The organism is Enterovirga sp., assembly GCF_028290205.1.
Lineage (GTDB): Bacteria > Pseudomonadota > Alphaproteobacteria > Rhizobiales > Beijerinckiaceae > Enterovirga.
The window spans coordinates 1-22,348 of the sequence record NZ_JAQGKF010000127.1; the positions used below are offsets into that span (position 1 = coordinate 1).

The following is a 22,348-nucleotide window of genomic DNA, read 5'->3' on the forward strand; positions in this document are numbered from 1 at the left end:
GCGGCCTGGGTGACGTCGCTCACCACAGCAATCGAATCCGCCCCCTGCCCGTAGACGCCCGGCGCCCGTTCCAGCGTGATGCCGCCGATGGCGACCAGCGGCACCGCGCCGATGCGGCGCTTCCACTGCGCGATCCGGTCGAGCCCCTGCGGGGCAAAGCGCATCGCCTTGAGCGTGGTCGGGTAGATCGGCCCGAGCGCCACGTAATCCGGGTCCTGCCGCAGCGCGATCTCCAGCTCCTCCTCGTCATGCGTCGAGAGGCCGAGCGTCAGGCCCGCCCGGCGGATGGCCGGCATGTCGGCGTCCGCCAGGTCCTCCTGGCCGAGATGGAGATGGGCGGCCCCGGCCTCGATGGCCGCCTGCCAGTGGTCGTTGACCACGAGCCTGGTGGCCGTGCCGGCTGTGCGGGCAAGCGCCTCGGCGACCAGCGCGCGGGCCTCGCCCGCCGGGACGTCCTTGGCCCGCAACTGCACGGTGCCGACGCCGAGGCGGGTCAGGCGGGACACCCAGTCGAGCGTGGCGACGACGGGGTAGAAGCGGTCCGGATAGGGTCTCATCCTGCGGCGTGCCAGAACGGGGTGCCGACCACCGGCGTCGAGGGCGTGGCAAAGTCCCGGGCCGGCATCAGGCCGGCCTCGTGGCCGACCCGGCCCGCCTCGACCGCGAGCGCGAAAGCCCGGGCCATGGCGACCGGGTCGTCGGCCTTGGCCACGGCCGTGTTGAGCAGGACGCCGTCATAGCCGAGTTCCATGGCGTCGGCGGCATGCGACGGCGCGCCGAGGCCGGCATCCACGATCAGCGTCACCTCCGGCAGGCGCTGACGCAGCGTGCGGAGCGCGGCCCGGTTGGTGATGCCCTGGCCGCTGCCGATGGGCGAGGCCCAGGGCATCACCACGCGGCAGCCCGCCTCGACCAGGCGCTGCGCCACCGTGAGGTCCTCGGTCGTGTAGGGAAACACCTCGAACCCATCGCGGAGCAGGATGCCGGCGGCCTCGACCAGCCCGACCACGTCCGGCTGCAGGGTCTCGTCGTCGCCCACCACCTCGAGCTTGATCCAGGGCGTGCCGAACAGTTCGCGGGCGAGTTCGGCCGTGGCGACCGCCTCCTTCACGGTGCGGCAGCCGGCGGTGTTCGGCAGCACCTTCACGCCGAGCCCCTGGATGATGCGCCAGAACGCATCGCCGGCCCGTCCGCCGGCCGCTTCGCGCCGCACCGACACCGTGACGATGCCGGCCCCGGAGGCCCTGATCGCGGCCTCCATGACGGCGGGCGACGGATAGAGCGCGGTGCCGACGAGGAGCCGCGAGGCGACCTCCTGTCCATAGAGCTGCATGGCCGTTCCTCTCAGCCGCCCTGCCGCGGCGTGACGATCTCGATCTCGTCGCCCTCGGTGACTTCGACCTCGGCCCAGCGGGCCCGCCGGACGATTTCCCGGTTCACGGCCACGGCCAGGAAGCCGCCCTCGTAGCCGAGTTCGGCCAGGAGCTCCGGAATGCGGGCGGAGCCGATCTCTGCCCGCTCGCCGTTCACTGTCACGACCATCGCATCACCTCGTTGTCGCGCAGCCCGGACGCGACGTAGTTCGCGACCACCTCGCCGAGCGCCGGCGCGAGCAGGAAGCCGTGCCGGTACAGGCCGTTGACGCTGATCTTCGAGCCGCTCACCGCGATCCGGGGCGCGTGGTCCGGATAGGCTGGCCGCAGCGCGGTGCCGAGTTCCAGGATGCGGGCCTCGCCGAAGGCCGGGTGCAGCGTATAGGCCGCCGTGAGCAGCTCCAGCGCGGACCGGACGCTGACGCCGGACACGTCCTCGCTTTCGATCGTGCTCGCGCCGATCAGGAAGCGGCCGCCGGGCCGCGGCACCACATAGAGCGGCCAGCGCGGATGCATCAGCCGCACGGGTCGGCGCAGGGTCACCTCGTCGGTCGCAACCAGAGCGGTCTCGCCCTTGACGCCGCGCAGCTCCGGCAGGTCGGCCCGCGCGGAGAGCCCGCGGCAATCCACGAGCGGCCCCGCGGCGGCGGCCGGATCCACGGCAGCCCCGAACCGGATCGGCACACCGCGGCGCTGCAATTCGGCATGAAGCGCCGGCAGCACGGCCCGCGGCTCGACATGGCCCTCGTCGGGAAAGAACAGGCCGGTCCGGAAGCGGCCCGCGAGCGCCGGCTCGAGCTCGGCGATCTCGCTTTCGCCGACCTGCCGGTGGCCGCTGGTCTGGCGCGCGAAACGGTCGAGATCGCCGCGGTCGCGCGGATGGGACACAACCAGCGAGCCGAGCAGCGCGGTCTCCGGCAGGTGGCGCCGCCACAGGTCGATCGAGCGTCGCCCGAGCCTGATCACGACGGGCTCGGCGCCGTCGCTCTCGCAGCCCGGCGCCAGCATGCCGCCGGCCCACCGGCTGGTGGACCCCATGAGATCGGGCCCGTCGCGCTCGTGCAGGGCGACCGGGACGCCGGCTTCGCTCAGCATCAGGGCCGTCCAGGTGCCGCAGATGCCGGCGCCGATCACCGCCACCTCTTGCGAGCCCGCCCTCGCCCATGCCTCGTCGCTGTTCCGCATCTCCGTCCCTCCGCCGATGTGAGTCGGATCAGGTTCAAAGGGTTCGGCCCGAACCACCGGTTCGGCTGGCCGTCTCAGCCCGACAGGGCACCCCTCGGATGTTCCCAATGTGTGCAAACGGAGCAGATTCGGCAAGACGTCCCGTCAGGAGCCGAATTGCGCCCCGAGCCGCTCCAGATACTCGGCCAGGTCAAGCTGGCCGACCTTCTCGCCAAACACGAAAACGGTTCCGGGCTCGACGGCCAACGGGCCCTCCGGAGTCTCGATCACGACGGCCGCCGTGCAGCACCACGCCCCGTCCGGGCGGTGCTCGAAGGATTCCAGGATGGTGCGGTGGTCGGACACCTTCATGGCCTGGCCTCCCCGAGCGCCCGCGGCAGAGACCGGGCGAGCCGGTCGGCCCATTCCGCCTGGCCGGCCGCGTCACCCACGAGATCCTGCCGGATCTCGATCCCGACATGAACGAGGCCGCGCCGCTCGCCGTGCAGCGGGATGGTGCAGTCGGTCTCGTCGCTCACCGCATAGGGCTCGTTGTCGCCGACCACGAGTCCGGCCTCGCCCGCCAGCACCCGGCGGAGCGGTCCGGCGAGACGGGCGTCGCGCCCATACAGCGTGCCGACATGCCACGGGCGGCTCTCGCCGAGATACACCGGGGTGAAGCTGTGCAGGGCGATCAGCACCGTCTCCTGTCCGGCCTCTGCGCGCCGGTCGATCTCGGCCGCGAGGCGCTCGTGATAGGGCCGGAACACCTCCCGGATGCGCCGCTCGCGGTCCGGCTCGGTGAGTCCTTCATTGCCCGGAATGGGGGTGGCCTCGCTGATCGCCGGCACCGAGTTCGGCACCTGCGGCGGCCGGTTGCAGTCGATCACCAAGCGCGAATAACGCTGCTCCACGAGCGTCGCATCCAGGGCCTCGGAGACGCGCCGCGCCACTGCGGAGGCGCCGATGTCCCAAGCGATGTGCCGCTCGAACTCCGACTCGGCGAGGCCGAGGCGTCCGAGGCTTTGCGGAACCAGCCGGCCGGCATGGTCGCAGGCGAGCAGAAAGGGGGAGCTGCCGCGGGGCCTGTGCAGGTCCACCGGGGGCGGGTCGCCCGGTCCGAGAAGGCTCGTGCCGCTATCCATCCGGTCCGTCTCTGCCGCCAGCCGGGGCGACCGGGGGCGATCTAGCGCAATTGGCTCGGAACCTGCTAGCCCGTACCCTGGGGGGCAGATGGGATTGCTTCGGATCAGGCACGAGACCCGGTATCGCTACCGCTCGCCGGTGGCGCTGGGCGAGCATCGACTGATGCTCCGGCCGCGCGAAACCTACGACCAGCGCCTGGTCGAATACGACCTCGACATCAGGCCCGAGCCGGCGAGCGTCACCTCCGCCGAGGACGCGTCCGGCAATCTCATCACTACGATCGGGTTCAGCCGGCGCACGCGCGACCTGTCGCTGGTCGCCACCATGACGGTGGAGCACACGGCGTTCCGGGAGGCCGCCCTGTCGATCGCCGAGCACGCCCGCACCTGCCCGTTCTCCTATGGGGCGGAGGAGATGCCCGATCTCGCCCGCTTCATCGAGCGCCAGCACCCCGACGGGCAACATGCGGTGGACGGCTGGGCGCGGGCGATCCTGGCGGAGGATCCCGACCGGGCCACCTGGAGCTTCGTGAAGCGGCTGAACGCCGCCATCCGGCGCGAGTTCTGCTATCTGCGCCGGGAGGAGGCCGGGATCCAGGCCCCGAGCGACACGCTGCGCCTGCGCGCCGGCTCCTGCCGCGATTTCGCGGTGCTCCTGGCCGAGGGGCTGCGCACCCAGGGCATCGCGGCGCGGTTCGTGTCCGGCTACCTGCAGGTCCGAGGGGGGGACGAGGTCGTGCGCCAGGCGGGGGGCTCGACCCACGCCTGGATCCAGGCCTACCTGCCGGGCGGCGGCTGGATCGACCTCGACCCGACCAGCGGCGAAGTCGGCAACGGCGAACTGGTCCGCGTGGCCGTGGTCAGGGATCCCGCCCAGGCCTCCCCCGTTTCCGGAAGCTTCATCGGCTTTCCGAGCGATTTCATCGATATGACCGTCTCGGTCAGCGTCGCGGGCGAAAGGCCCAGGCGGGCGGAGACACAGAGACCGGCCGCAGCGGCGTGAGCGGCCGGGGAGGAGCGCCCGATGAAGATCCGTTGCGGCTACGAGATCGCCTACGACATTGGCTCGCCCTCGCCGATGATCCTGCTCCTCAACCTCGCGCCCGACCGCGCCGGGGACATCGTGGAAGGGGAGGACAAGGTCAGGTTCTCGCGGCCGGTCGAGCATAGCGAGTACCGCGACCTGTTCGGCAACCGCTGCGTCCGCCTGCTGGCGCCGCCCGGGCCACTCGTGATGAGCAACGACTTCGTGGTGCGGGACAGCGGCCTCCCCGACGAGGTGGCCGCCCAGGCCGTCCAGCACCCGGTCCAGGAGCTTCCCTCCGAGGTGCTCGTCTACCTGCTCGGCAGCCGATATTGCGAAACGGACCGGATCTCCGACCAGGCCTGGTCCTTGTTCGGCCAGGTGCCCAAGGGCTGGCCGCTGGTCCAGGCCATCGTCGACTACGCCCACAGCCGGATCGCCTTCGGCTACCAGCATGCCCGGCCGACCAAGACCGCCTTCGAGGCGCACCAGGAGCAGAAGGGCGTCTGCCGCGACTTCGCCCATCTGGCGGTCACGCTGTGCCGCTGCATGAACATCCCGGCCCGCTACGCCACCGGCTATCTCGGCGACATCGGCGTGCCGCCGGTGGATGACCCGATGGACTTCTCGGCCTGGTTCGAGGTCTATCTCGGCGGGCGCTGGTACACGATGGACGCTCGCCACAACGTCCCGCGCATCGGCCGCGTGGTGATGGCGCGGGGCCGCGACGCCACCGACGTCGCCATCGTGACGAGCTTCGGCGACTGCACCCTGACCGGGTTCAAGGTCGTCACGGAGGAGGTGCCGGACGGCGCCTAGCGGGCGGCGGCGCCCGGCCGGTCACACGCCCGTCTTTCCAGGAAAGCGGCACAGATCCCGGATCGAACAGCCCGGGCAGTCCGGCACCCGCGCCTTGCAGGTGTAACGGCCGTGCAAGATCAGCCAGTGGTGGGCGTGAACCAGGAATTGGGGCGGGATGCGTCGCTCCAGCCCGGCCTGCATCTCGTCCGGTGTTCCGGCGATCACGATGGGAACGCGGTTCGAGACCCGGAACACATGGGTGTCCACCGCGATGGTCGGCACGCCGAAGGCGACGTTGAGCACCACGGAGGCCGTTTTCGGCCCCACCCCCGGGAGGCTCTCGAGATAGGCCCGGTCCGGCGGCACCACCCCGCCCTGCTCGGCCAGCAGCCGTTGCGACAGCGCGACGACATTCCTGGCCTTGGTCCTGAACAGGCCGATGGTGCGGATGTGTTCGGCCACCCGCTCCTCGCCCAGCGCCACCATGGCGGCCGGGGTCGAGGCCGCCCGGTACAGACCCGCGGTCGCCAGGTTGACGCCCCGGTCAGTCGCCTGCGCCGACAGCACCACGGCGACCAGCAGCGTGTAGGGGTCGGTGTGGTCCAGTTCGCCGCGGGGATCGGGCTCGCGCTCCTGGAAGCGGCGCATGATCTCGACCAGCGTTCCATCGTCGACCGGCTGCACAAGCCCGAGCCGGCGCGGCCCGGACCTGCCGCTCGTCGTGGTGGGAGGCGGCTTCCTGTCGGCCATCGCCGCGTTATATTCGGGCCATGAGCACCGGCAAGCTCACGACGGCGGAGGACAGGGCGGAACAGCCCGTCTTCGCGGCCGTCATCAAGCCGCACCGCTCGCTCGGCCCCGAGGGCTTTCGCGTCCTCATGGTGGTCCTGTCCGTGGTCGCGGCCGCACTGGCGCTGCGATTCGTGGCGCTCGGCTTCTGGCCCGTGACGGGCTTTCTCGGCCTGGACGTCCTGGCGCTCTATGTGGCGTTCCGGATCAGCTACCGCCGGGCGCGCGCCTTCGAGGAGGTGTCGCTCACGCCTGTCGAGATCCTGTTCCGCAGCGTCACCCATCGCGGCCAGGCCCGCGAGTGGCGCTTCAACCCGCTCTGGACCCGGCTCGTCCGCGAGACGCACGAAGAATTCGGCCTGCAGCGCCTCGCTCTCGTGTCGGGACGACAGCGCATCGTCATCGGCCGCGAGCTGTCGCCGGCCGAGAGGGCCGATTTCGCCGATGCGTTCGGGGCGGCGCTGAGCCGGGTCAAGCGCGGCATGTGATCCGCCGGCCGCCCCCGCGTTTGCCAACATCTTCGGAGCAGCGCCCGACGGCGGCCGTACGGGGATGGACAACGCCGGCGGGGCGTGGACAACGTGCGGCGGCCGGACGGACCGGCAGCGAGCCGCAACGGGAGCTCTCGATGACGACGGGAAAGAGAACACTCGGGCTCGCGGGCGCGCTGGCGCTGGTGGCGGGCGCGGCCGTCGCGCAGGAGAAGGTCAAGGTCGGGATCATCCTGACCCTGTCCGGCCCCTCGGCCGTGCTCGGGCAGCAGGCCCGCAACGGCTTCGAGATGGCGGTCAAGGACCTGGGCGGCAAGCTCGGCGGGCGCGAGGCCGAGATCGTGATCGTGGACGACGAGCTGAAGCCCGATGTCGCCGTGACCAAGGTCAAGGGCCTGCTCGAGCGCGACAAGGTCGATTTCGTGGTCGGCCCGATCTTCTCGAACGTGCTCGGCGCCATCGTGAAGCCGGTCACCGATTCCGGCACCTTCCTGATCAGCCCGAATGCCGGCTCCTCGGCGCTGGCCGGCAAGAACTGCTCGCCCTTCTACTTCTCGACCTCGTACCAGAACGACCAGGTGCACCAGATCTCGGGCAAGGTCGCGCAGGACCGCGGCTACAAGCGGGTCTACCTGCTGGCGCCCAATTACCAGGCCGGCAAGGACGCGATGGCCGGGTTCAAACGCGACTACAAGGGCGAGGTCGTGGAGGAATCCTACGTCCCCCTGAACAACCTCGATTTCCAGTCTGAACTGGCCAAGATCGCGTCCCTGAAGCCCGACGCGCTGTTCACCTTCATGCCGGGTGGCATGGGCGTGAACCTCGTCAAACAGTTCAAGCAGGCCGGACTCACCATTCCGGTCCTGTCGTCGTTCACGGTGGACGAGGCGACGCTGCCGGCGCAGGGCGAGGCGGCGCTGGGCATGTGGAACGGCTCCAACTGGGCGCCGAACCTCGACAACCCGCAGAACCGCAAGTTCGTCGATGCCTATCTGGCGGCCCACAACGCTGTGCCGGCGACCTACGCCTTCCAGGCCTATGACGCCGCCATGCTGATCGACTCGGCCGCCAAGGCTGTGGGCGGCAACATGGCCAACAAGGACGCCGTGCGGGCGGCCCTCCGCAAGGCCGAGTTCACCTCGCTCCGGGGCGCCTTCAAGTTCAGCGCGAACGGCTACCCGGTGCAGGATTTCTACCTGACGCAGGTCGGCAAGCGGGCCGACGGCAAGCTCGAGACGCAGATCAAGGAAAAGATCTTCTCGAACTACGCCGATCCCTACGTGAAGGATTGCGGGCTCGCGAAGTGAGCCGCGCCGCCCTGCCCCCGGCTGCCTGAACCGGGACGTCCCACGAGAGCCCTGCCGCGTCGCGAAACCCGGGCCCCGCCCGGCTTCCGCCCGGTGGGGCTGAGAACACCATGTCCCTCACCCTTCTCGCCCTCCAGGCTCTCAACGGCCTCCAGTTCGGCCTGATCCTGTTCCTGATCGCGGCCGGGCTGACGCTGATCTTCGGCGTCATGGACTTCATCAATCTGGCCCACGGCGTCCAGTACATGGTGGGCGCCTATCTGGCGGCCTGGTTCACGGCCGCCACCGGGTCGTTCGGGCTGGGCCTGCTTCTCGCCATGCCGACGGCGCTCGCCTTCGGGCTGCTGCTGGAAGTGCTGATCTTCCGCCACCTCTACGAGCGCTCGCATCTGGACCAGGTGCTGGCCACCTTCGGCATCATCATCTTCCTGAACGAGGGCGTGCGCCTCCTGTGGGGCTCCGCCCCCCTCTCGGTGCCGCTGCCGGAGAGCCTGTCCGGCTCCATCCCGCTCTTCGGCGGCATCAGCTACCCGGTCTACCGGCTGGCCATCATCGCGGCCGGGCTCGGCGTCGCGGCGCTGCTCTACGGGCTCGTGAACCACACCCGCATCGGCATGCTGGTGCGGGCCGGGGCCAGCAATGCCGCCATGGTGTCGGCGCTCGGCATCAACATCCGGCTGCTGTTCACGGTGGTGTTCGGCTTTGGCGCCATGCTGGCCGGCTTTGCGGGCGCCATGGTGGCGCCGATCCTGTCGGTCGAGCCCGGCATGGGCGACAACGTCCTGATCCTGGCCTTCGTGGTGATCGTCATCGGCGGAATCGGCTCGATCCGGGGCGCCTTTCTAGCCGCGCTCCTGGTCGGGCTGGTCGACACGCTCGGCCGCTTCATCGCCCCGACCCTGTTGCGGGCCCTGCTCGATCCCGCGGCGGCGAGCCAAACCGGCCGCGCCCTCGCGCCCATGCTGATCTACATCCTGATGGCCGCCATCCTGTTCGCCCGGCCCTCCGGCCTGTTCCCGGTCCGGCGGTGAGGTGGGCGGCCGCGGATCCGTCCTCCCCGGCGCGGGAGGACGCACGGTGAGCGCTCGCCTCCGCGGGACTCTCCTGCCCGTCTCCCTGTTCCTGGCCCTCGCTTTGGTTCCCGTGTTCGCCAAGCTCGGGCCGGAAAGCTTCATCCTGGCCATCGCCACCCGGCTCGTGATCCTGGCGCTCGCCGCCATGTCGCTGGACCTCCTGATCGGCTATGGCGGGCTCGTCAGCTTCGGCCACGCCGCCTTTCTCGGCATCGGCGCCTATGCGGTCGGCATCCTGTCGAGCCACGGGATCGACGACGCGCTGCTGCAGCTCGCCGCCGCGCTGGCGGGCGCGGCCCTGTTCGGGCTGCTCACGGGCCTGATCGCGCTCCGCACGGAGGGCGTCTATTTCATCATGATCACGCTGGCTTTCGGCCAGATGCTGTTCTTCCTGGCGACCTCGCTCGCGGCCTATGGCGGCGACGACGGCATGACGCTGTCCAGCCGCAGCCAGATCCTCGGCCACGACCTTCTGCGCAGCGACGCGGCGCTGTACGGCCTCAGCCTGGGGGCGCTGCTGCTGTGCTACCTGCTGTGCCGACGGCTGACCGCCTCACGCTTCGGCCGCGTCCTGTCGGGCACGCGGGAAAACCGGACCCGGATGGAGGCGATCGGCTTCCAGCCCTTCCGCTTCCAGCTCGTCGCCTATGTGATGGCCGGGCTCATCGCCGGGCTCGCCGGCTTTCTGTTCGCCAACCAGACGGGCTTCGTCAGCCCGGCCACCATGAGCTGGCAGCGCTCGGGCGACCTGATCTTCATGGTCGTTCTCGGCGGGGTCGGCACGCTGCACGGCGCGGTCGCGGGCGCGGCCGCCTTTCTGCTTCTCGAGGAGGTGCTGTCGCACTGGACCGAGCATTGGCGCATCCTGTTCGGGCCGCTGCTGGTTCTGGCCGTGCTGTTCGCCCGCGGCGGCATCGCCGGCCTGGTCGGAGGACGGCGCGGGTGAGCGCGGCGCTGCGCCTCCAGGGGCTGTGCAAGAGCTACGGCGCCCTCAAGGTCTCCGACGGCGTCGATCTCGCGATCGAGCCCGGCGAGTTCAGGGCCGTGATCGGGCCGAACGGCGCCGGCAAGACGACGCTGGTGCACCAGGTCTCGGGCCTCGCCCGGCACGACAGCGGTCGCATCCTGCTGGACGGCCGCGACATCGGCGCGCTCGCGATGCCCGATCGCGTGCGGCTCGGGCTGGCGCGCTCCTTTCAGGTCACCTCGATCCTGCCGGGGTTCACCGTGCGGGACAACGTGGCGCTCGCCGTGCAGGCCCGGTCCGGGTCGAGCTTCCGGTTCTGGCGCGACGCCGCCCGGGAGCCGGAGCTGAACGAGCCCGCCGCCGAACTGCTGGCCCGGTTCGGCCTCGCGCACAGGGCCGAGCTGCCGGCCGGCCTCCTCTCCTACGGCGAGAAGCGGCAGCTCGAACTCGCTGTGGCGCTCGCCACCCGCCCGCGCCTGCTGCTCCTCGACGAGCCGCTCGCGGGCACGAGCCACGCGGAATCCCGCGAGGTGGTCGAGCGCCTGCAGGCGCTTCGGGGCAGCCTCACCATCCTGCTCGTCGAGCACGACATGGAAGCGGTGTTCGCGCTCGCCGACCGCGTTTCCGTGCTGGTCTATGGCCGCGTCATCGCGACGGGCACGCCCGACCAGATCCGGGCCGACCCGGAGGTGCGGGCGGCCTATCTCGGCGAGGAGGCGGCCTGACATGCTCCGCGTGGAGGACCTCAGGGCGGGCTATGGGCCGGCGCCCGTGCTGTTCGGCGTCTCTCTCACGGTCGGTGCAGGCGAGGTCGTCGCCCTGCTCGGCCGCAACGGCATGGGCAAGACCACGATTGTGAAGTCGATCATGGGCCTCTTGCCCTCCCGGGGCCGGATCGAGTTCGCGGGCGAGGCCGTCGCGGGCCGCCGCCCCTACCGCATCGCCAAGGCCGGGATCGGCCTCGTGCCGGAGGGCCGGCAGGTGTTTCCGACCCTGTCTGTGGAGGAGAATCTGGTCGCCACGGCGGCCGCGCGCCGCGGGCCGCCGCGCTGGACGCTGCCGGAGACCTACGGGCTGTTTCCGCGCCTCGCCGAGCGCCGCGGCCATCTCGGCTCGCAGCTCTCGGGCGGCGAACAGCAGATGCTGGCCATCGGCCGCGCGCTGATGACCAATCCTCGCCTGCTCATCCTGGACGAGGCGACCGAGGGGCTCGCGCCGCTGGTGCGGGCGGAGATCTGGTCGGTCCTCGCCCGGCTCAAGGGCGAGGGGTTGTCGATCCTGGTGATCGACAAGAACATCGACGCGCTGGCGCGTCTCGCCGACCGGCATGTGGTGCTGGAGAAGGGCCGGGTCGTCTGGACCGGGACCAGCGCCGATCTCCTGGCCGACCCGGCCGTGAAGGACCGCTATCTCCACGTCTGACGGCCGGGGCCGGCGCACCGGCTCCCGGCCGCCTCCCCCGTCAGATGGTCAGCGTGCCGGCCTTGGCGGCCGCGTAGCGCTCAGCGACCTTGGCCCAGTCCACCACGTTCCACCACGCGCCGAGGTAATCGGGGCGGCGGTTCTGGTAGGTCAGGTAATAGGCGTGCTCCCAGACGTCGTTGCCGAGCAGCACGCGGCCGCCCTCCATCAGCGGCGTGTCCTGGTTGGGCTTCGAGGTGATGGCGAGCTTGCCGTCGCGGGTCACGGTGACGAAGACCCAGCCGGAGCCGAACTGGCGCGCGCCGGCCGCGTTGAAATCGGCCTTCATCTTCTCGAACCCGCCGAGGTCGCGGTCGATCGCCGCCTTCAGCTCGCCCGTCGGCTCGCCGCCCTTTCCGCCCATGATCTGCCAAAACATGGTGTGGTTGGCATGGCCGCCGCCGTTGTTGCGGAGCGCGGTGCGGATCGCCTCGGGCGCCTTGTCGAGCCCGGCCAGCAGGTCCGGCAGCGGCGTCTTGGCGAGGTCGGCGTGGTTGGCCAGCGCGGCATTCAGGTTCGTGACATAGGCCTGGTGGTGGCGGCCATGGTGGATTTCCATCGTCTTCGCATCGATATGCGGCTCGTTGGCGTTGGCCGGATAGGGAAGCGGGTCCAGCCTGTAGGGTCCCGCCGCCGGGCTTTGGGCAACCGCCTCCCGCATGGTCGAAGCGACAGCAAGCGCGCTCGCGCCGACAAACAGGGCGCGGCGATGGATGGATGGCGTCACGGGTGACCTCCTCAGGAATCGACGAACAACGCGCGAGACCACACTCCGGTCTATCACGATCCGGGCAGCGCCGGGGCCCGTCTCACTCCCCGGGCGGCCCCGCCCGTGCCATGGCGGCCGGCCGAAGCGCCGAAGCGAGGAGACATCGGCCATGAGCTTTCGTGAGGCCTTTCGCGGAGTGTCGCTGCGAACCCGGCTCCTGGTCGGCGCGGCGAGTTTCGCGCTTGCGGCCGGGGCCTTCGCAGCGGGCTGGGCGGCGAACCCCGGGGCGCCGGCCAATGCGCTCGGCTTCGGCGCGTTCCGGGTCGGCATCATCAACGCGCATTTGCGCGAGGTCTCGTCGCCCTATGCCTTCCTGGCCGGCGACAGCTACATCGAACTGCACCCGGCCGAGCGTCCCCCCTGCGAACTCGACGTCGTGAATGGCGGGCTGAGCGGATACAAGACGGCCGATTACCTGGCCGCCCTGGACAAGATCAGGTTCGAAACTCCGCCGGCCGCGATCCTGCTCGCCATCGGCACCAACGATCTCCTGCGCAAGCACGAGCCGTCCCGCCCCGAGGCGCTGGCCAGATTGCGGGCCGACGCCGAGGCCCTGGTTGGCCGGCTCGCCGCAACCGGAGCCCGGCTGGTGGTGGCGGCCGTGCCGCCCATTCCGGCGGCGCTCGAGACCGTGTTCGACCCCCCGGCCTTCAAGCTCCTGAGCGACGTGCTGCGCGACGCGTGCGCACGCCACGCCTGCCGCTTCGTGGATCCCTACGCGGCGGCCCGCTCCGAGGTCTTCTGGCGCGGCCGGGAGGGAACCTCTCGCGACGGCCTGCACGTGTCCGGCCTGCGGGCCGCCTATCGGAGCGTCGCCCCCGCGCTCTGCGGTTCCGCCGGGTAGCGGGCCCGCCGGGCTATTCCGCCGCCCCCAGGTCCGGCGTGGGGTCGAGGGAGGCGCGCTGAGCCCGCGGCAGGAGCCCGTCGGTGTCGGCCAGGATGGTCGCGTCCACCCGGCGCACGTCGCGCAGGCCGCACATGGCCATGGTGACGTCGAGCTCCTTGCGGATGATGTCGAGGCACTGGGTCACGCCGGCCTCGCCGCCCGCCCCGAGCCCGTACAGAAAGGCGCGGCCGATGAAGGTGCCGTGGGCGCCGAGGGCCAGCGCCTTGATCACGTCCTGCCCCGACCGGATGCCACCGTCGAACAGCACCTCGATGCGGTCTCCGACCTGCTGCACGATCGCCGGCAGGGCCGAGATCGATGACATGGCGCCGTCGAGCTGGCGGCCGCCATGGTTGGACACGATGAGCGCGTCGGCGCCGCTGCGGCAGGCGAGTTCCGCATCCTCGGGGTCGAGGATGCCTTTCAGGATCAGCTTGCCGCCCCAGCGCTCCTTGATCCGGGCCACGTCGTCCCAGGAAAGCGCCGGGTCGAACTGGTCCGCCGTCCAGGACGACAGCGAGGTCATGTCGCCGACCCCCTTTACATGGCCGACGATGTTGCCGAACTGGCGCCGCTTCGTCCCCAGCATGCCCATGCACCAGCGCGGCTTGGTGGCCAGGTTCAGCAGGTTGCGCAGGGTCGGCTTCGGCGGGGTCGAGAGGCCGTTGCGGACGTCCTTGTGGCGCTGGCCGAGGATCTGGAGGTCCAGCGTCAGCACCAGGGCCGAGCATTCCGCCGCCTTGGCGCGGTCGATGAGCCGATGGATGAAGTCGCGGTCCTTCATCACATAGAGCTGAAACCAGAAGGGGCGGTCCGTATGCGCGGCCACGTCCTCGATCGAGCAGATCGACATGGTGGAAAGCGTGAAGGGCACGCCGGCCCTGGCAGCCGCCCTGGCGGCCAGGATCTCGCCGTCCGCGTGCTGCATGCCGGTGAGGCCGGTCGGCGCGAGCGCCACGGGCATCGCCACCTTCTGGCCCACCATGGTGGAGGCGAGCGTCCGGTCGGTCATGTCGACGGCGACGCGCTGCCGCAGCTTGATCTTGGCGAAATCGGCGCTGTTCGCCCGGTACGTCCCTTCCGAGTACGATCCGGAATCGGCGTAGTCGTAGAACATGCGGGGCACCCGCCGTTCCGCCAGCCGGCGCAGATCCTCGATGCAGGTGACGGGCCCGGGCGCGAACACGCGCGCGGCGCGCGAGGGCGGCCGTGACGACGGCATGTCGGTGGACAAGGCGGGCTCCCGGGAAACGCGTGCGTGCCGACACGCTAGCAGCCGCACCCGTCGCCGTCAGCCGCCTCGCTCATCACCCGTCAACCACATCGACCTACATCCCGCCCCCCTATGTCCCTTCGGAGTGCGTGGATGCGTCCCCTTACACGGCGAGCCCTAATGCTCGCCGGTCTCGCCGGCTCAGGTCCCCTCGCCGGATGCGCGGCGGTGCAGCACCTGCCGGTCTTCGGCACCCTGTTCGGCGAGTGGCCGCAAGAGGCCGGCGGCCCGGTCCGGACACCGGATTACGACCGGGTCTATGCGGCCGTGCGGGGCGAGCCCGTGGCCGTGCCGGCCTTCGACTACACCAACATGGATCCGCTGTTTCTGCGGGCCAACGTGCCGTATGGCGGCAACGAGCGGCCCGGGACCGTGGTGGTCGACCTCGCCCGCAGGCTGATCCACCGTGTCGAGCCCGGACAGCGGGCCACGCGCTACGGCATCGGCGTCGGCCCGGAGGGTGCGACCGTCCGGGGCACCGGTGAGATCCGCGGCCGGCAACGCTGGCCGGACCGCAGCGCCGCCACGGCCCAGATCGGCCGGGGCCCCTCGGCCCGCGCGCCGGGGCACCCTCCCCTCGGCGCGCGCCTGCTGCTCGTCACGGCGCGGGGACGGGATACGGGCCTGTCCATCCACGGCACCGCGGCGCCGGACACGGTCGGCACCCAGACCAGATCCGGCTCGGTGCGGATGATCGATCAGGACGTGATCGACCTGTTCGGCCGCGCCGTGGACGGGTCCCCGGTCCTGGTGGTCGGCTGAGTGCCCCCGACTACCTCTTGGTCGTGATGATGCCCTTGGTGGTCGGATTTGCCGCGATGGTCTTCGGCACCTCCTTCTTGGGCTTCTTGGCCTCACGTCCCGATTTCTGCTGACCCTTCGCCATGAGCCGTCCCCTTCCGTGTCGGGCGGGGGGTGGCAGCCGCCCGAAGCAGGCAGATTAGCTTCTTTCCTGCCGGCGCGGAACGGGTCGAGCCGCACCGGGGCGGCCAGGGCGCGGGTCCCCGCCACGGCGGCCGCAACGAAAAAGGGCCGGCTTGCGCCGACCCTTTCCCGATATGTCTGGCTTGAGAGCCGGACGAATGGATCAGAAATCCATCCCGCCCATGCCGCCCATGCCGCCGCCGCCCGGCATGCCGCCGCCGCCAGCCGATTCGCGCTTCGGCGCTTCGGCGATCATGGCCTCGGTGGTGACCAGGAGACCGGCGACCGACGCCGCGCCCTGGATGGCCGCACGGACGACCTTGGCCGGATCAACGATGCCGGCCTGGAGCATGTCGACATACTCCTCGGTCTGCGCGTTGAAGCCGTAGGTGGCGCCGCCGTTGTCCAGGATCCGGCCGACGACGATCGAGCCTTCGACACCCGCGTTGGTGGCGATCTGACGGATCGGCGCCTCGAGAGCCTTGAGCACGATGTTGATGCCGGCCTGCACGTCCGGGCTGTCGCTCTTCACGGCAGCCGCGGCCTTCTTGGCGAGCAGCAGCGCGACGCCGCCGCCCGGGACGATGCCTTCCTCGACAGCCGCGCGGGTCGCATGGAGGGCGTCGTCCACGCGGTCCTTCTTCTCCTTCACCTCGACCTCGGTCGAGCCGCCGACGCGGATCACCGCGACGCCGCCCGCGAGCTTGGCCAGGCGCTCCTGGAGCTTCTCACGGTCGTAATCCGAGGTGGTCTCCTCGATCTGCGCCTTGATCTGGCCGACACGAGCCTCGATGGCCCCCTTGTCGCCGGCGCCGTCGATGATCGTGGTGTTCTCCTTCTCGATGCGAACCCGCTTGGCGCGGCCGAGCATCTGGAGCGTCACGTTCTCGAGCTTGATGCCGAGGTCTTCGGAGATCGTCTGGCCGGCCGTCAGGACGGCGATGTCCTCCAGCATGGCCTTGCGGCGGTCGCCGAAGCCCGGCGCCTTGACGGCCGCGACCTTCAGGCCGCCGCGCAGCTTGTTGACGACGAGCGTGGCGAGAGCCTCACCCTCGATGTCCTCGGCCACGATCAGGAGCGGCTTGCCGGTCTGAACGACGGCCTCGAGCACCGGCAGCATGGCCTGGAGCGAGGTGAGCTTCTTCTCGTGGATGAGGATGTAGGGGTCCTCGAGCTCGGCGACCATCTTCTCCGCATTCGTGATGAAGTACGGGGACAGGTAACCGCGGTCGAACTGCATGCCCTCGACGACGTCGAGCTCGGTCTCGGCGGTCTTGGCCTCCTCGACGGTGATGACGCCCTCGTTGCCGACCCGCTGCATCGCCTGGGCGATCATCTGGCCGATTTCCTTGTCGCCGTTCGCCGAGATCGTGCCGACCTGGGCGACTTCCTCGGAGGACGCGACCTTGCGGGCCCGGCCTTCGATGTCCTTCACGACGGCCGTGACGGCGAGGTCGATGCCGCGCTTCAGGTCCATCGGGTTCATGCCGGCGGCGACCGACTTGGCGCCCTCACGGACGATCGAGGCGGCGAGAACCGTCGCGGTCGTGGTGCCGTCGCCGGCGACGTCGTTCGACTTCGAGGCCACTTCGCGCACCATCTGGGCGCCCATGTTCTCGAACTTGTCGGCGAGCTCGATCTCCTTCGCGACCGTCACACCGTCCTTGGTGATGCGGGGCGCGCCGAAGGACTTTTCGATGACGACGTTGCGGCCCTTGGGGCCGAGCGTGACCTTGACCGCATCGGCAAGGATCTCGACGCCGCGGAGCATCTTGTCGCGCGCGTCGGAAGAGAAGCGTACGTCTTTGGCTGCCATGTGATGTCTACCTTTGCTGTGAGCCCGTCAGGCTGAGGAGCGCGAGAGCGCGTCTCGAAGCCTGCGGGGTGGAGACGGGGTTGAGATGCCGGCGGGGCCGGCCCTCGGGATCTGGACGAAGGCGCTGGATCGGCCGAAGCCGATCAGGCCACCACGCCCATGATGTCGCTCTCCTTCATGATGAGGAGCTCCTGACCGTCGATCTTCACTTCCGTGCCGGACCACTTGCCGAACAGGACACGGTCGCCAGCCTTCACGTCGAGCGGGTTGATCTTGCCGCTCTCGTCACGTGCACCCGGGCCGACGGCAACGATTTCACCCTCCTGCGGCTTCTCCTTGGCGGTATCCGGGATGATGATGCCCCCCTTCGTCTTCTCCTCGCTCTCGATGCGGCGGACGACGACGCGGTCGTGCAACGGACGGAACTTCATGCGTACCTCGTTTGAATGTTTCGGTCGGCCGGCGAGGAGGTCGCGGGCCTCGCGTTAGCACTCACGAAGGCGAGTGCTAAGCTGATGCCGGAGATAGGCCAGGGGACGGCTAGCGTCAAGCACGTTGCTGGCGGGGGAGGCCCGGCTCGGCCTGGGCTCAGAGGGCTAGACCACGGCCGGGCCCGGGGCGCAACTTGGCGGCGGCCCCCGTGCCGCGCCCTACAGCAGCCCCGCCCCGCCCAGAGCCGCCGCCCCGGCGAAGCACCAGAGCGGGTTCAGCCTGGTCATATAGCTGACGGCCGCCGTCGCGAGAGCCACCGCGGCGAGCTGCAGGCTGGTCGCGGTCGCGAGGGTGAGAATCCAGGCCGTGGCGGCGACGAGGCCGACGGTGACGGCGGACAGGCCGATCTGGACCGGAGCGCGCCAGGGCGCGTTGCGCATCCGGTTCCAGAGATGGAAGACGCCATAGACGATGAGGCCGGTCGGCCCGATCGTCACAACGGTGGTCACGATGGCACCCGGGATCCCGGCCACGTGCCAGCCGACCAGGGTGACGATGAGGAAGTTCGGGCCGGGCGCCGCGTTGGCGATGGCGAAGAGCGCGGCGAACTCTCCGTCGGTCATCCAGCGCTCCACCTCGACGACGTAGCGGTGGACCTCCGGCACCACGGCGTTGGCGCCGCCGATCGCCACGAGGCCGAGCAGCAGAAAGCGCCAGGCGAGTTTGCCGAGCAGGATCGTCACGGGCGGAACCCGGCGGTCACGCGCGCACCCGCCAGGCGGCCGCGACGGCGATCGGCGCCATGATGAGCACCACGGGCAGCAGCGGCAGCCGCACCAGCGCCACCAGCACGAAGGTGAGCGCCATCACGGGCGCGGCGCTCCAGGGCCGACGCCGGAGCATCGGCCAGGCCATCTTCGCCGCCATGGCGATGACGAGACCCGCGGCCGCGGCCGCCATGCCGTTCAGCGCGCGGGCGACGGCCGGCACGTCCCGGAAGGCGTCATAGGCGGTGGCGAGAAGCAGCACGACGACCAGCGGCAGGAGCACCAGGCCGAGCACGGCGCACAGGGAGCCGCGCGCCCCATGGAAGCGGGCTCCGATCGCCACCGACATGTTGACGATGTTGGGGCCCGGCAGGAGCTGGCACAGGGCCAGGGTTTCGGTGAACTCGTCGCCCGTGAGCCAGCGCCGGCGCTCCACGAGCACAAAGCGCGCCCAGGGCAGAACGCCGCCGAACGACAGCGCGGCAATCCGCATGAAGCCCAGGAACAGGGCCGCCGGCGATGGCGGCGGCGCGAGCGCCCCCTCCGGGTCGGACGGGATCTCGGAGCCGGCAACCCGACGGGTTTCGGCCCCCGGCGGGTGCGGGCTCACGCTGCGCTCTCCTGGACGGCTGCGCTTAGCGGCCACGGGCCGCCTTGTCGACGCGCGGCTCAGCGCCGGGTCGAGATCAGCGCCGAGAGAAGGATCAGGGCGGCTCCGAGCCAGGTCACGCCCGCCGGCATCTCGCCAAAGGCAAGCGCGCCGATCAGGACGGCCCAGATCAGGGCGGTGTAGTCGAGCGCGGCGAGCCGGGTCGCCTCGGCCCGGGCATAGGCCCGCGCCAGCAGGAGGTGGCCGGCCACGCCGAGCCCCCCGACCACGACCAGCAGGATCAGGTCGGCCCCGGACGGGGCCACCGCGACCCAGGCCGCCGGCCCGAGCAGGATCAGGCACGGCGCCACGTTCTGGATCGCCACGATGGTCAGAACCGCGTCGCGCTGCGCCCGGGCGCGCAACAGCACGTTCGACAGCGAATAGCCCACCGCCGAGACCAGGATCGCGGCCACCCCCGTGAGCGAGCCCGAGCGGGCCGAGCCGCCGGTCGAGCCCGGCAGCCCGAACAGCACGATCAGGGCCATGCCGGCGAAGCCCACCGCCAGCGCCAGAAGCACGCGCGGGCCGGCCCGTTCGCGCAGGATCAGGGCCGCGAAGAGCGCCGTCACGGCGGGCGAGATGAAGGACAGGATCAGCGCTTCGGCGAGCGGCAATTGCCCGAGCCCGTAGAAGAAGCTCGTGGCGGTCACCACCACGACCACGGCGCGCGCGCTGTTCGCCCGCACCGCCTCGCGGGTGGGCCAGCCCGGCCGGCGGATGGCCACGATCACCGCCATGGCGAGCGAACCGACGAGATAGCGGCCGAACGTGACCTCGATCACGGGCAGACGCACCACCAGCGCCTTGATGATGGCGTCCATGACAGACAGGAGCGCGATGGCGGTGACGGCGTGGAAGGCGGGCGGGAGCACGGGGGCCGTTTCAAATCGCGCGACGGTGCGGCCGCGACCGCACTGGCATATCCGGCCGGGCCGAAGTCGTTAAGGCTTCCCGTCTAGCCTCGGCCGAGCCGCGACATCAGCATGATCCTTGTTGCCATCTTCCTCGTGAACGCGGCGCTCAGCTTCGCGCTCTCGCTGGTGCTCGCCTCGCTGCTGGGGCCGGATGGGTTCGGCCGCTATGCGATCGGGCTTGCCGTCACGCTGGTGATCAACACCGTCCTGTTCGAGTGGCTGCGGCTCTCGACGACGCGGTTCTACTCCGAGCGGGTCCGGCAGGTTGAGCCGGGCGTGCGGCAGACGCTGGACCGGCTGTATCTGCTGAGCGGGGCCGGGCTCGCGGCCGCGACGGCCGCGGCCTTGGGCCTCGCGGCCGATCTCGGCGTCCCGGCCAGCCTGCTGGCCGCGGCCGCCGCCTGCGGCCTTGCCTATGGCTTCTGCGAGTACCGGATGGCGCTCGCGCGGGCGCGGTTCCTGGAGGGACCCTACGGGCTGCTCGGCCTGCTGCGCGCGCTGTTCGGCTTTCTGTTCGCGGCCGGGGCGGCGCTGCTGACGCGCGACCCCGCGCTGGTGCTCGGCGGCGCGGCGCTCGCCGCCCTGCTGCCCATCCTGTTCGTGACCCGGCGGCTGCGCGACCCGGGCGCGGCGCCGGCCGGGATCCGGCGCGACCTCCTCCGGCGGTTCGCCCGGTACGGCCTTCCGCTGGTCGCCGCGACGGCCTGCTACCAGCTCCTGCCGCTGCTGAACCGCTCGCTTCTCGCCGGTCGCGACGGCTTCGCCGAGGCGGGCTACTTCTCCCTCGCGAGCGAACTCGCGACGCGGCTGTTCCAGAATCTCGGCGCGGCGCTCGACCTCGTGCTGTTCCAGCTCGCGGTGCGGGCGGAGGAGCTGCACGGGCGCGAAGCCGGCGACGCCCAGGTCGCCCGCAACGCGGCCGTGGTGGGCGCCATCGTGCTCCCAAGCGCGGCCGGGCTGTGGGCCGTGTGGCCGAGCTTCGAGGCCCTGTTCATCCCCGCCGCGTTCCAGGGCCGCCTGTCCGACACGATGGGGCTCATGATCCCGACGCTCGCGGCTTTCGCGCTGGTGCAATACGCGCTGAATCCGGTGTTCCAGCTCCGGCACCGCACCGCACCCGTCATCGCGGCCGCGGCCGCGGCCGTGCTGGTCAATGTCGCGGCCGTTCTCGCCTGGCCCGGTCTGGGCGGCGCCCAGGGCTTCGCGGCGGCCCAACTGGCCGGCATGGCCTGCGGACTCGCGGTGCTGTGCGGCATGGCGGTCGCGGCCGGAGCCAGGCTTCCCTGGCGGGACCTGGCCCTCTCCGGCCTCCTGACGGCTGTCATGGCGGCCGCGCTTTGGCCGACCCGGGGCTGGGCGCTGCCCCCGGCCGCGCTGCTGCCGGTGCAGGTGGCCCTGGGGGGTGGGCTCTACGGAGCCCTTGCGCTCGCCTGTGATCTCGCCGGGCTGCGGCGCGCGATCACGACCCGGTTGAGCCGTCCTGCCTGCCCGGCGGCTTGAGCCCGGGCCGCCCGTCAGCTGAAGAAGGCATCCACGTCCGATTGCGACACGTGCCCGTCCTCCCCCGGCAGCGCCGGGCCGCGCAGAAGCCCGAGGGGAGCGCCGGGCCCGGTCGGCACGGCGGCGAGGGCGGGCCCCGCCCGCCCCCATGCCGCAACCAGGCCGTCGAGCCGCGCTTCGACGAACTGCAGGGTGGTCACCACTTTGCGGATGCGCTGACCCGTAAGGTCCTGAAAGTTGCACGCCTCGTAGAGCGTGAGCACGCGCTCCAGGATGGTGTCGAGGGCAGGGCTGGGATGCCCGCTGCGCACCAGGTTTGCGGCGACCTCGATCTCCTCCACCGCGCCCAGGATGGTGGTCGCGGCCCGCTCCGTCGCGGCCGAGACCGCGTCGAGTTCGCAGGTGGCGCGCTGGATGCTGCCGCCGCCCAGCGGCGGGCGCTGCAGGCCGGAGATCTCGCGCTTGGTCGCCGCGATGGCTTCGCGCATCGCGTGCAGCTCGGCCAGCAGAAGGTCGGTCGGCTGCGGTCCGTGATCCCACCCGGGCTGGCATCCGGCGGCGCTGCGGGCGGATGGCTCCTCGGCCCAGCCCGCACCGGGGCCGGACGGAACTCCGGCGGTGGCCTCGATGCGGAAACGCTTTCTCATCGGGGCCGCGTGGGGGTGGATCGGGTGCTGCACCCTGTCTAGGCGACGAAGCTTGCCAGGGACTGAAGAGCTTGGCCGCAGGCGGCGGCGCAGCACAGGGATCGTCGGCTTGCCCGAAAGCTTCCGCTAACCCTGCCGCCCGAATTCACGTCCAGCGCGGGGCAAAGGGCGCT

At 70.9% G+C, this 22,348-nt stretch carries 26 protein-coding genes and 1 riboswitch; of the genes, 11 read left to right on the forward strand and 15 right to left on the reverse strand.

All coding sequences use genetic code 11. From position 1 onward, the window contains the following. From JWR86_RS09045 to JWR86_RS09070, 6 genes are all read right to left on the reverse strand, one after another. A partial coding sequence (locus JWR86_RS09045; RefSeq protein ID WP_299563914.1) for a thiamine phosphate synthase occupies positions 1 to 557 on the reverse strand: 557 nt, incomplete at its 3' end. Then, positions 554 to 1,333: a thiazole synthase gene (locus JWR86_RS09050; RefSeq protein WP_299563917.1), complete on the reverse strand. Its 780-nt coding sequence runs from the start codon at positions 1,331 to 1,333 to the stop codon at positions 554 to 556. The genes JWR86_RS09045 and JWR86_RS09050, both read right to left, overlap by 4 nt. Positions 1,334 to 1,344: 11 nt before the next feature. Beyond that, entirely contained in the window at positions 1,345 to 1,542 is a 198-nt protein-coding gene (gene thiS, locus JWR86_RS09055) for a sulfur carrier protein ThiS (protein WP_299563920.1), read from the reverse strand. Then, positions 1,533 to 2,558, reverse strand: coding sequence for an FAD-dependent oxidoreductase (locus JWR86_RS09060; RefSeq protein WP_299563923.1), 1,026 nt, complete (start codon positions 2,556 to 2,558; stop codon positions 1,533 to 1,535). Before JWR86_RS09060 ends, thiS begins: the two co-directional genes overlap by 10 nt. Next, a riboswitch (TPP riboswitch) is annotated at positions 2,547 to 2,663 on the reverse strand. (Overlaps the previous gene by 12 nt.) Before the next feature lie 39 nt (positions 2,664 to 2,702). Further along, positions 2,703 to 2,909: a hypothetical protein gene (locus JWR86_RS09065; protein WP_299563926.1), complete on the reverse strand. Its 207-nt coding sequence runs from the start codon at positions 2,907 to 2,909 to the stop codon at positions 2,703 to 2,705. Beyond that, the gene (locus JWR86_RS09070; protein WP_299563929.1) at positions 2,906 to 3,682 is read right to left on the reverse strand and encodes an N-formylglutamate amidohydrolase; all 777 of its coding nucleotides are present in this window, start codon (positions 3,680 to 3,682) and stop codon (positions 2,906 to 2,908) included. Before JWR86_RS09070 ends, JWR86_RS09065 begins: the two co-directional genes overlap by 4 nt. A gap of 88 nt (positions 3,683 to 3,770) precedes the next feature. Here JWR86_RS09070 and JWR86_RS09075 point away from each other — a divergent pair, with 88 nt between their 5' ends. Both JWR86_RS09075 and JWR86_RS09080 read left to right on the forward strand, forming a co-directional pair. Then, entirely contained in the window at positions 3,771 to 4,685 is a 915-nt protein-coding gene (locus tag JWR86_RS09075; RefSeq protein WP_299563932.1) for a transglutaminase family protein, read from the forward strand. A 21-nt stretch (positions 4,686 to 4,706) separates the two neighbouring features. Continuing rightward, the gene (locus JWR86_RS09080) at positions 4,707 to 5,525 is read left to right on the forward strand and encodes a transglutaminase family protein (protein ID WP_299563935.1); all 819 of its coding nucleotides are present in this window, start codon (positions 4,707 to 4,709) and stop codon (positions 5,523 to 5,525) included. A 21-nt stretch (positions 5,526 to 5,546) separates the two neighbouring features. Here the strand turns inward: JWR86_RS09080 and nth are convergent, their stop codons facing one another. Continuing rightward, positions 5,547 to 6,155 (reverse strand): endonuclease III, encoded by a 609-nt coding sequence (gene nth / locus JWR86_RS09085; protein ID WP_299563997.1) that lies wholly within the window; start codon positions 6,153 to 6,155, stop codon positions 5,547 to 5,549. Positions 6,156 to 6,277: 122 nt separating this feature from the next. Here nth and JWR86_RS09090 point away from each other — a divergent pair, with 122 nt between their 5' ends. From JWR86_RS09090 to JWR86_RS09115, 6 genes are all read left to right on the forward strand, one after another. After that, positions 6,278 to 6,784, forward strand: coding sequence for a DUF2244 domain-containing protein (locus JWR86_RS09090; protein WP_299563938.1), 507 nt, complete (start codon positions 6,278 to 6,280; stop codon positions 6,782 to 6,784). Positions 6,785 to 6,924: 140 nt separating this feature from the next. Then, complete coding sequence (locus JWR86_RS09095; protein WP_299563941.1) at positions 6,925 to 8,094, forward strand: ABC transporter substrate-binding protein; 1,170 nt, start codon at positions 6,925 to 6,927, stop codon at positions 8,092 to 8,094. A 110-nt stretch (positions 8,095 to 8,204) separates the two neighbouring features. Beyond that, entirely contained in the window at positions 8,205 to 9,125 is a 921-nt protein-coding gene (locus JWR86_RS09100; protein ID WP_299563944.1) for a branched-chain amino acid ABC transporter permease, read from the forward strand. A 46-nt stretch (positions 9,126 to 9,171) separates the two neighbouring features. Further along, entirely contained in the window at positions 9,172 to 10,113 is a 942-nt protein-coding gene (locus JWR86_RS09105; RefSeq protein ID WP_299563947.1) for a branched-chain amino acid ABC transporter permease, read from the forward strand. Continuing rightward, positions 10,110 to 10,859: an ABC transporter ATP-binding protein gene (locus tag JWR86_RS09110; protein WP_299563950.1), complete on the forward strand. Its 750-nt coding sequence runs from the start codon at positions 10,110 to 10,112 to the stop codon at positions 10,857 to 10,859. Before JWR86_RS09105 ends, JWR86_RS09110 begins: the two co-directional genes overlap by 4 nt. A 1-nt stretch (position 10,860) precedes the next feature. Further along, positions 10,861 to 11,556: an ABC transporter ATP-binding protein gene (locus JWR86_RS09115; RefSeq protein ID WP_299563952.1), complete on the forward strand. Its 696-nt coding sequence runs from the start codon at positions 10,861 to 10,863 to the stop codon at positions 11,554 to 11,556. 40 nt (positions 11,557 to 11,596) lie between these two features. On the opposite strand, the gene JWR86_RS09120 is transcribed toward JWR86_RS09115, so the two are convergent. Beyond that, complete coding sequence (locus JWR86_RS09120) at positions 11,597 to 12,256, reverse strand: superoxide dismutase (RefSeq protein WP_299564000.1); 660 nt, start codon at positions 12,254 to 12,256, stop codon at positions 11,597 to 11,599. A 217-nt stretch (positions 12,257 to 12,473) separates the two neighbouring features. Here JWR86_RS09120 and JWR86_RS09125 point away from each other — a divergent pair, with 217 nt between their 5' ends. Continuing rightward, a complete protein-coding gene (locus JWR86_RS09125; protein WP_299563955.1) occupies positions 12,474 to 13,208 on the forward strand; it encodes an SGNH/GDSL hydrolase family protein in 735 nt (244 codons plus the stop codon). Positions 13,209 to 13,221: 13 nt separating this feature from the next. Here JWR86_RS09125 and JWR86_RS09130 read toward each other — a convergent pair whose 3' ends face one another. Next, a complete protein-coding gene (locus tag JWR86_RS09130) occupies positions 13,222 to 14,472 on the reverse strand; it encodes an alpha-hydroxy acid oxidase (protein ID WP_299564004.1) in 1,251 nt (416 codons plus the stop codon). 219 nt (positions 14,473 to 14,691) lie between these two features. Here JWR86_RS09130 and JWR86_RS09135 point away from each other — a divergent pair, with 219 nt between their 5' ends. Beyond that, complete coding sequence (locus JWR86_RS09135; protein WP_299563958.1) at positions 14,692 to 15,285, forward strand: L,D-transpeptidase; 594 nt, start codon at positions 14,692 to 14,694, stop codon at positions 15,283 to 15,285. Positions 15,286 to 15,610: 325 nt separating this feature from the next. Here the strand turns inward: JWR86_RS09135 and groL are convergent, their stop codons facing one another. From groL to JWR86_RS09160, 5 genes are all read right to left on the reverse strand, one after another. Continuing rightward, the gene (groL, locus tag JWR86_RS09140; protein ID WP_299563961.1) at positions 15,611 to 17,263 is read right to left on the reverse strand and encodes a chaperonin GroEL; all 1,653 of its coding nucleotides are present in this window, start codon (positions 17,261 to 17,263) and stop codon (positions 15,611 to 15,613) included. 143 nt (positions 17,264 to 17,406) lie between these two features. Beyond that, on the reverse strand, positions 17,407 to 17,694 hold the full coding sequence (groES, locus tag JWR86_RS09145) for a co-chaperone GroES (protein ID WP_299563964.1): 288 nt from the start codon (positions 17,692 to 17,694) through the stop codon (positions 17,407 to 17,409). A 219-nt stretch (positions 17,695 to 17,913) separates the two neighbouring features. Then, a complete protein-coding gene (locus tag JWR86_RS09150; RefSeq protein WP_299563968.1) occupies positions 17,914 to 18,438 on the reverse strand; it encodes a chromate transporter in 525 nt (174 codons plus the stop codon). Positions 18,439 to 18,454: 16 nt separating this feature from the next. After that, on the reverse strand, positions 18,455 to 19,072 hold the full coding sequence (locus JWR86_RS09155; RefSeq protein ID WP_299563971.1) for a chromate transporter: 618 nt from the start codon (positions 19,070 to 19,072) through the stop codon (positions 18,455 to 18,457). Positions 19,073 to 19,131: 59 nt separating this feature from the next. Continuing rightward, positions 19,132 to 19,986, reverse strand: coding sequence for a DMT family transporter (locus JWR86_RS09160; protein ID WP_299563973.1), 855 nt, complete (start codon positions 19,984 to 19,986; stop codon positions 19,132 to 19,134). Between the two features lie 111 nt (positions 19,987 to 20,097). On the opposite strand from JWR86_RS09160, the gene JWR86_RS09165 reads away from it, so the two are divergent. Next, positions 20,098 to 21,528 carry a lipopolysaccharide biosynthesis protein gene (locus JWR86_RS09165; RefSeq protein ID WP_299563976.1) on the forward strand — a complete coding sequence of 477 codons (1,431 nt, stop codon included), beginning with the start codon at positions 20,098 to 20,100 and terminating at the stop codon, positions 21,526 to 21,528. Positions 21,529 to 21,542: 14 nt separating this feature from the next. On the opposite strand, the gene JWR86_RS09170 is transcribed toward JWR86_RS09165, so the two are convergent. Further along, the gene (locus JWR86_RS09170; protein WP_299563979.1) at positions 21,543 to 22,175 is read right to left on the reverse strand and encodes a chemotaxis protein; all 633 of its coding nucleotides are present in this window, start codon (positions 22,173 to 22,175) and stop codon (positions 21,543 to 21,545) included. Positions 22,176 to 22,348: the final 173 nt, after the last annotated feature.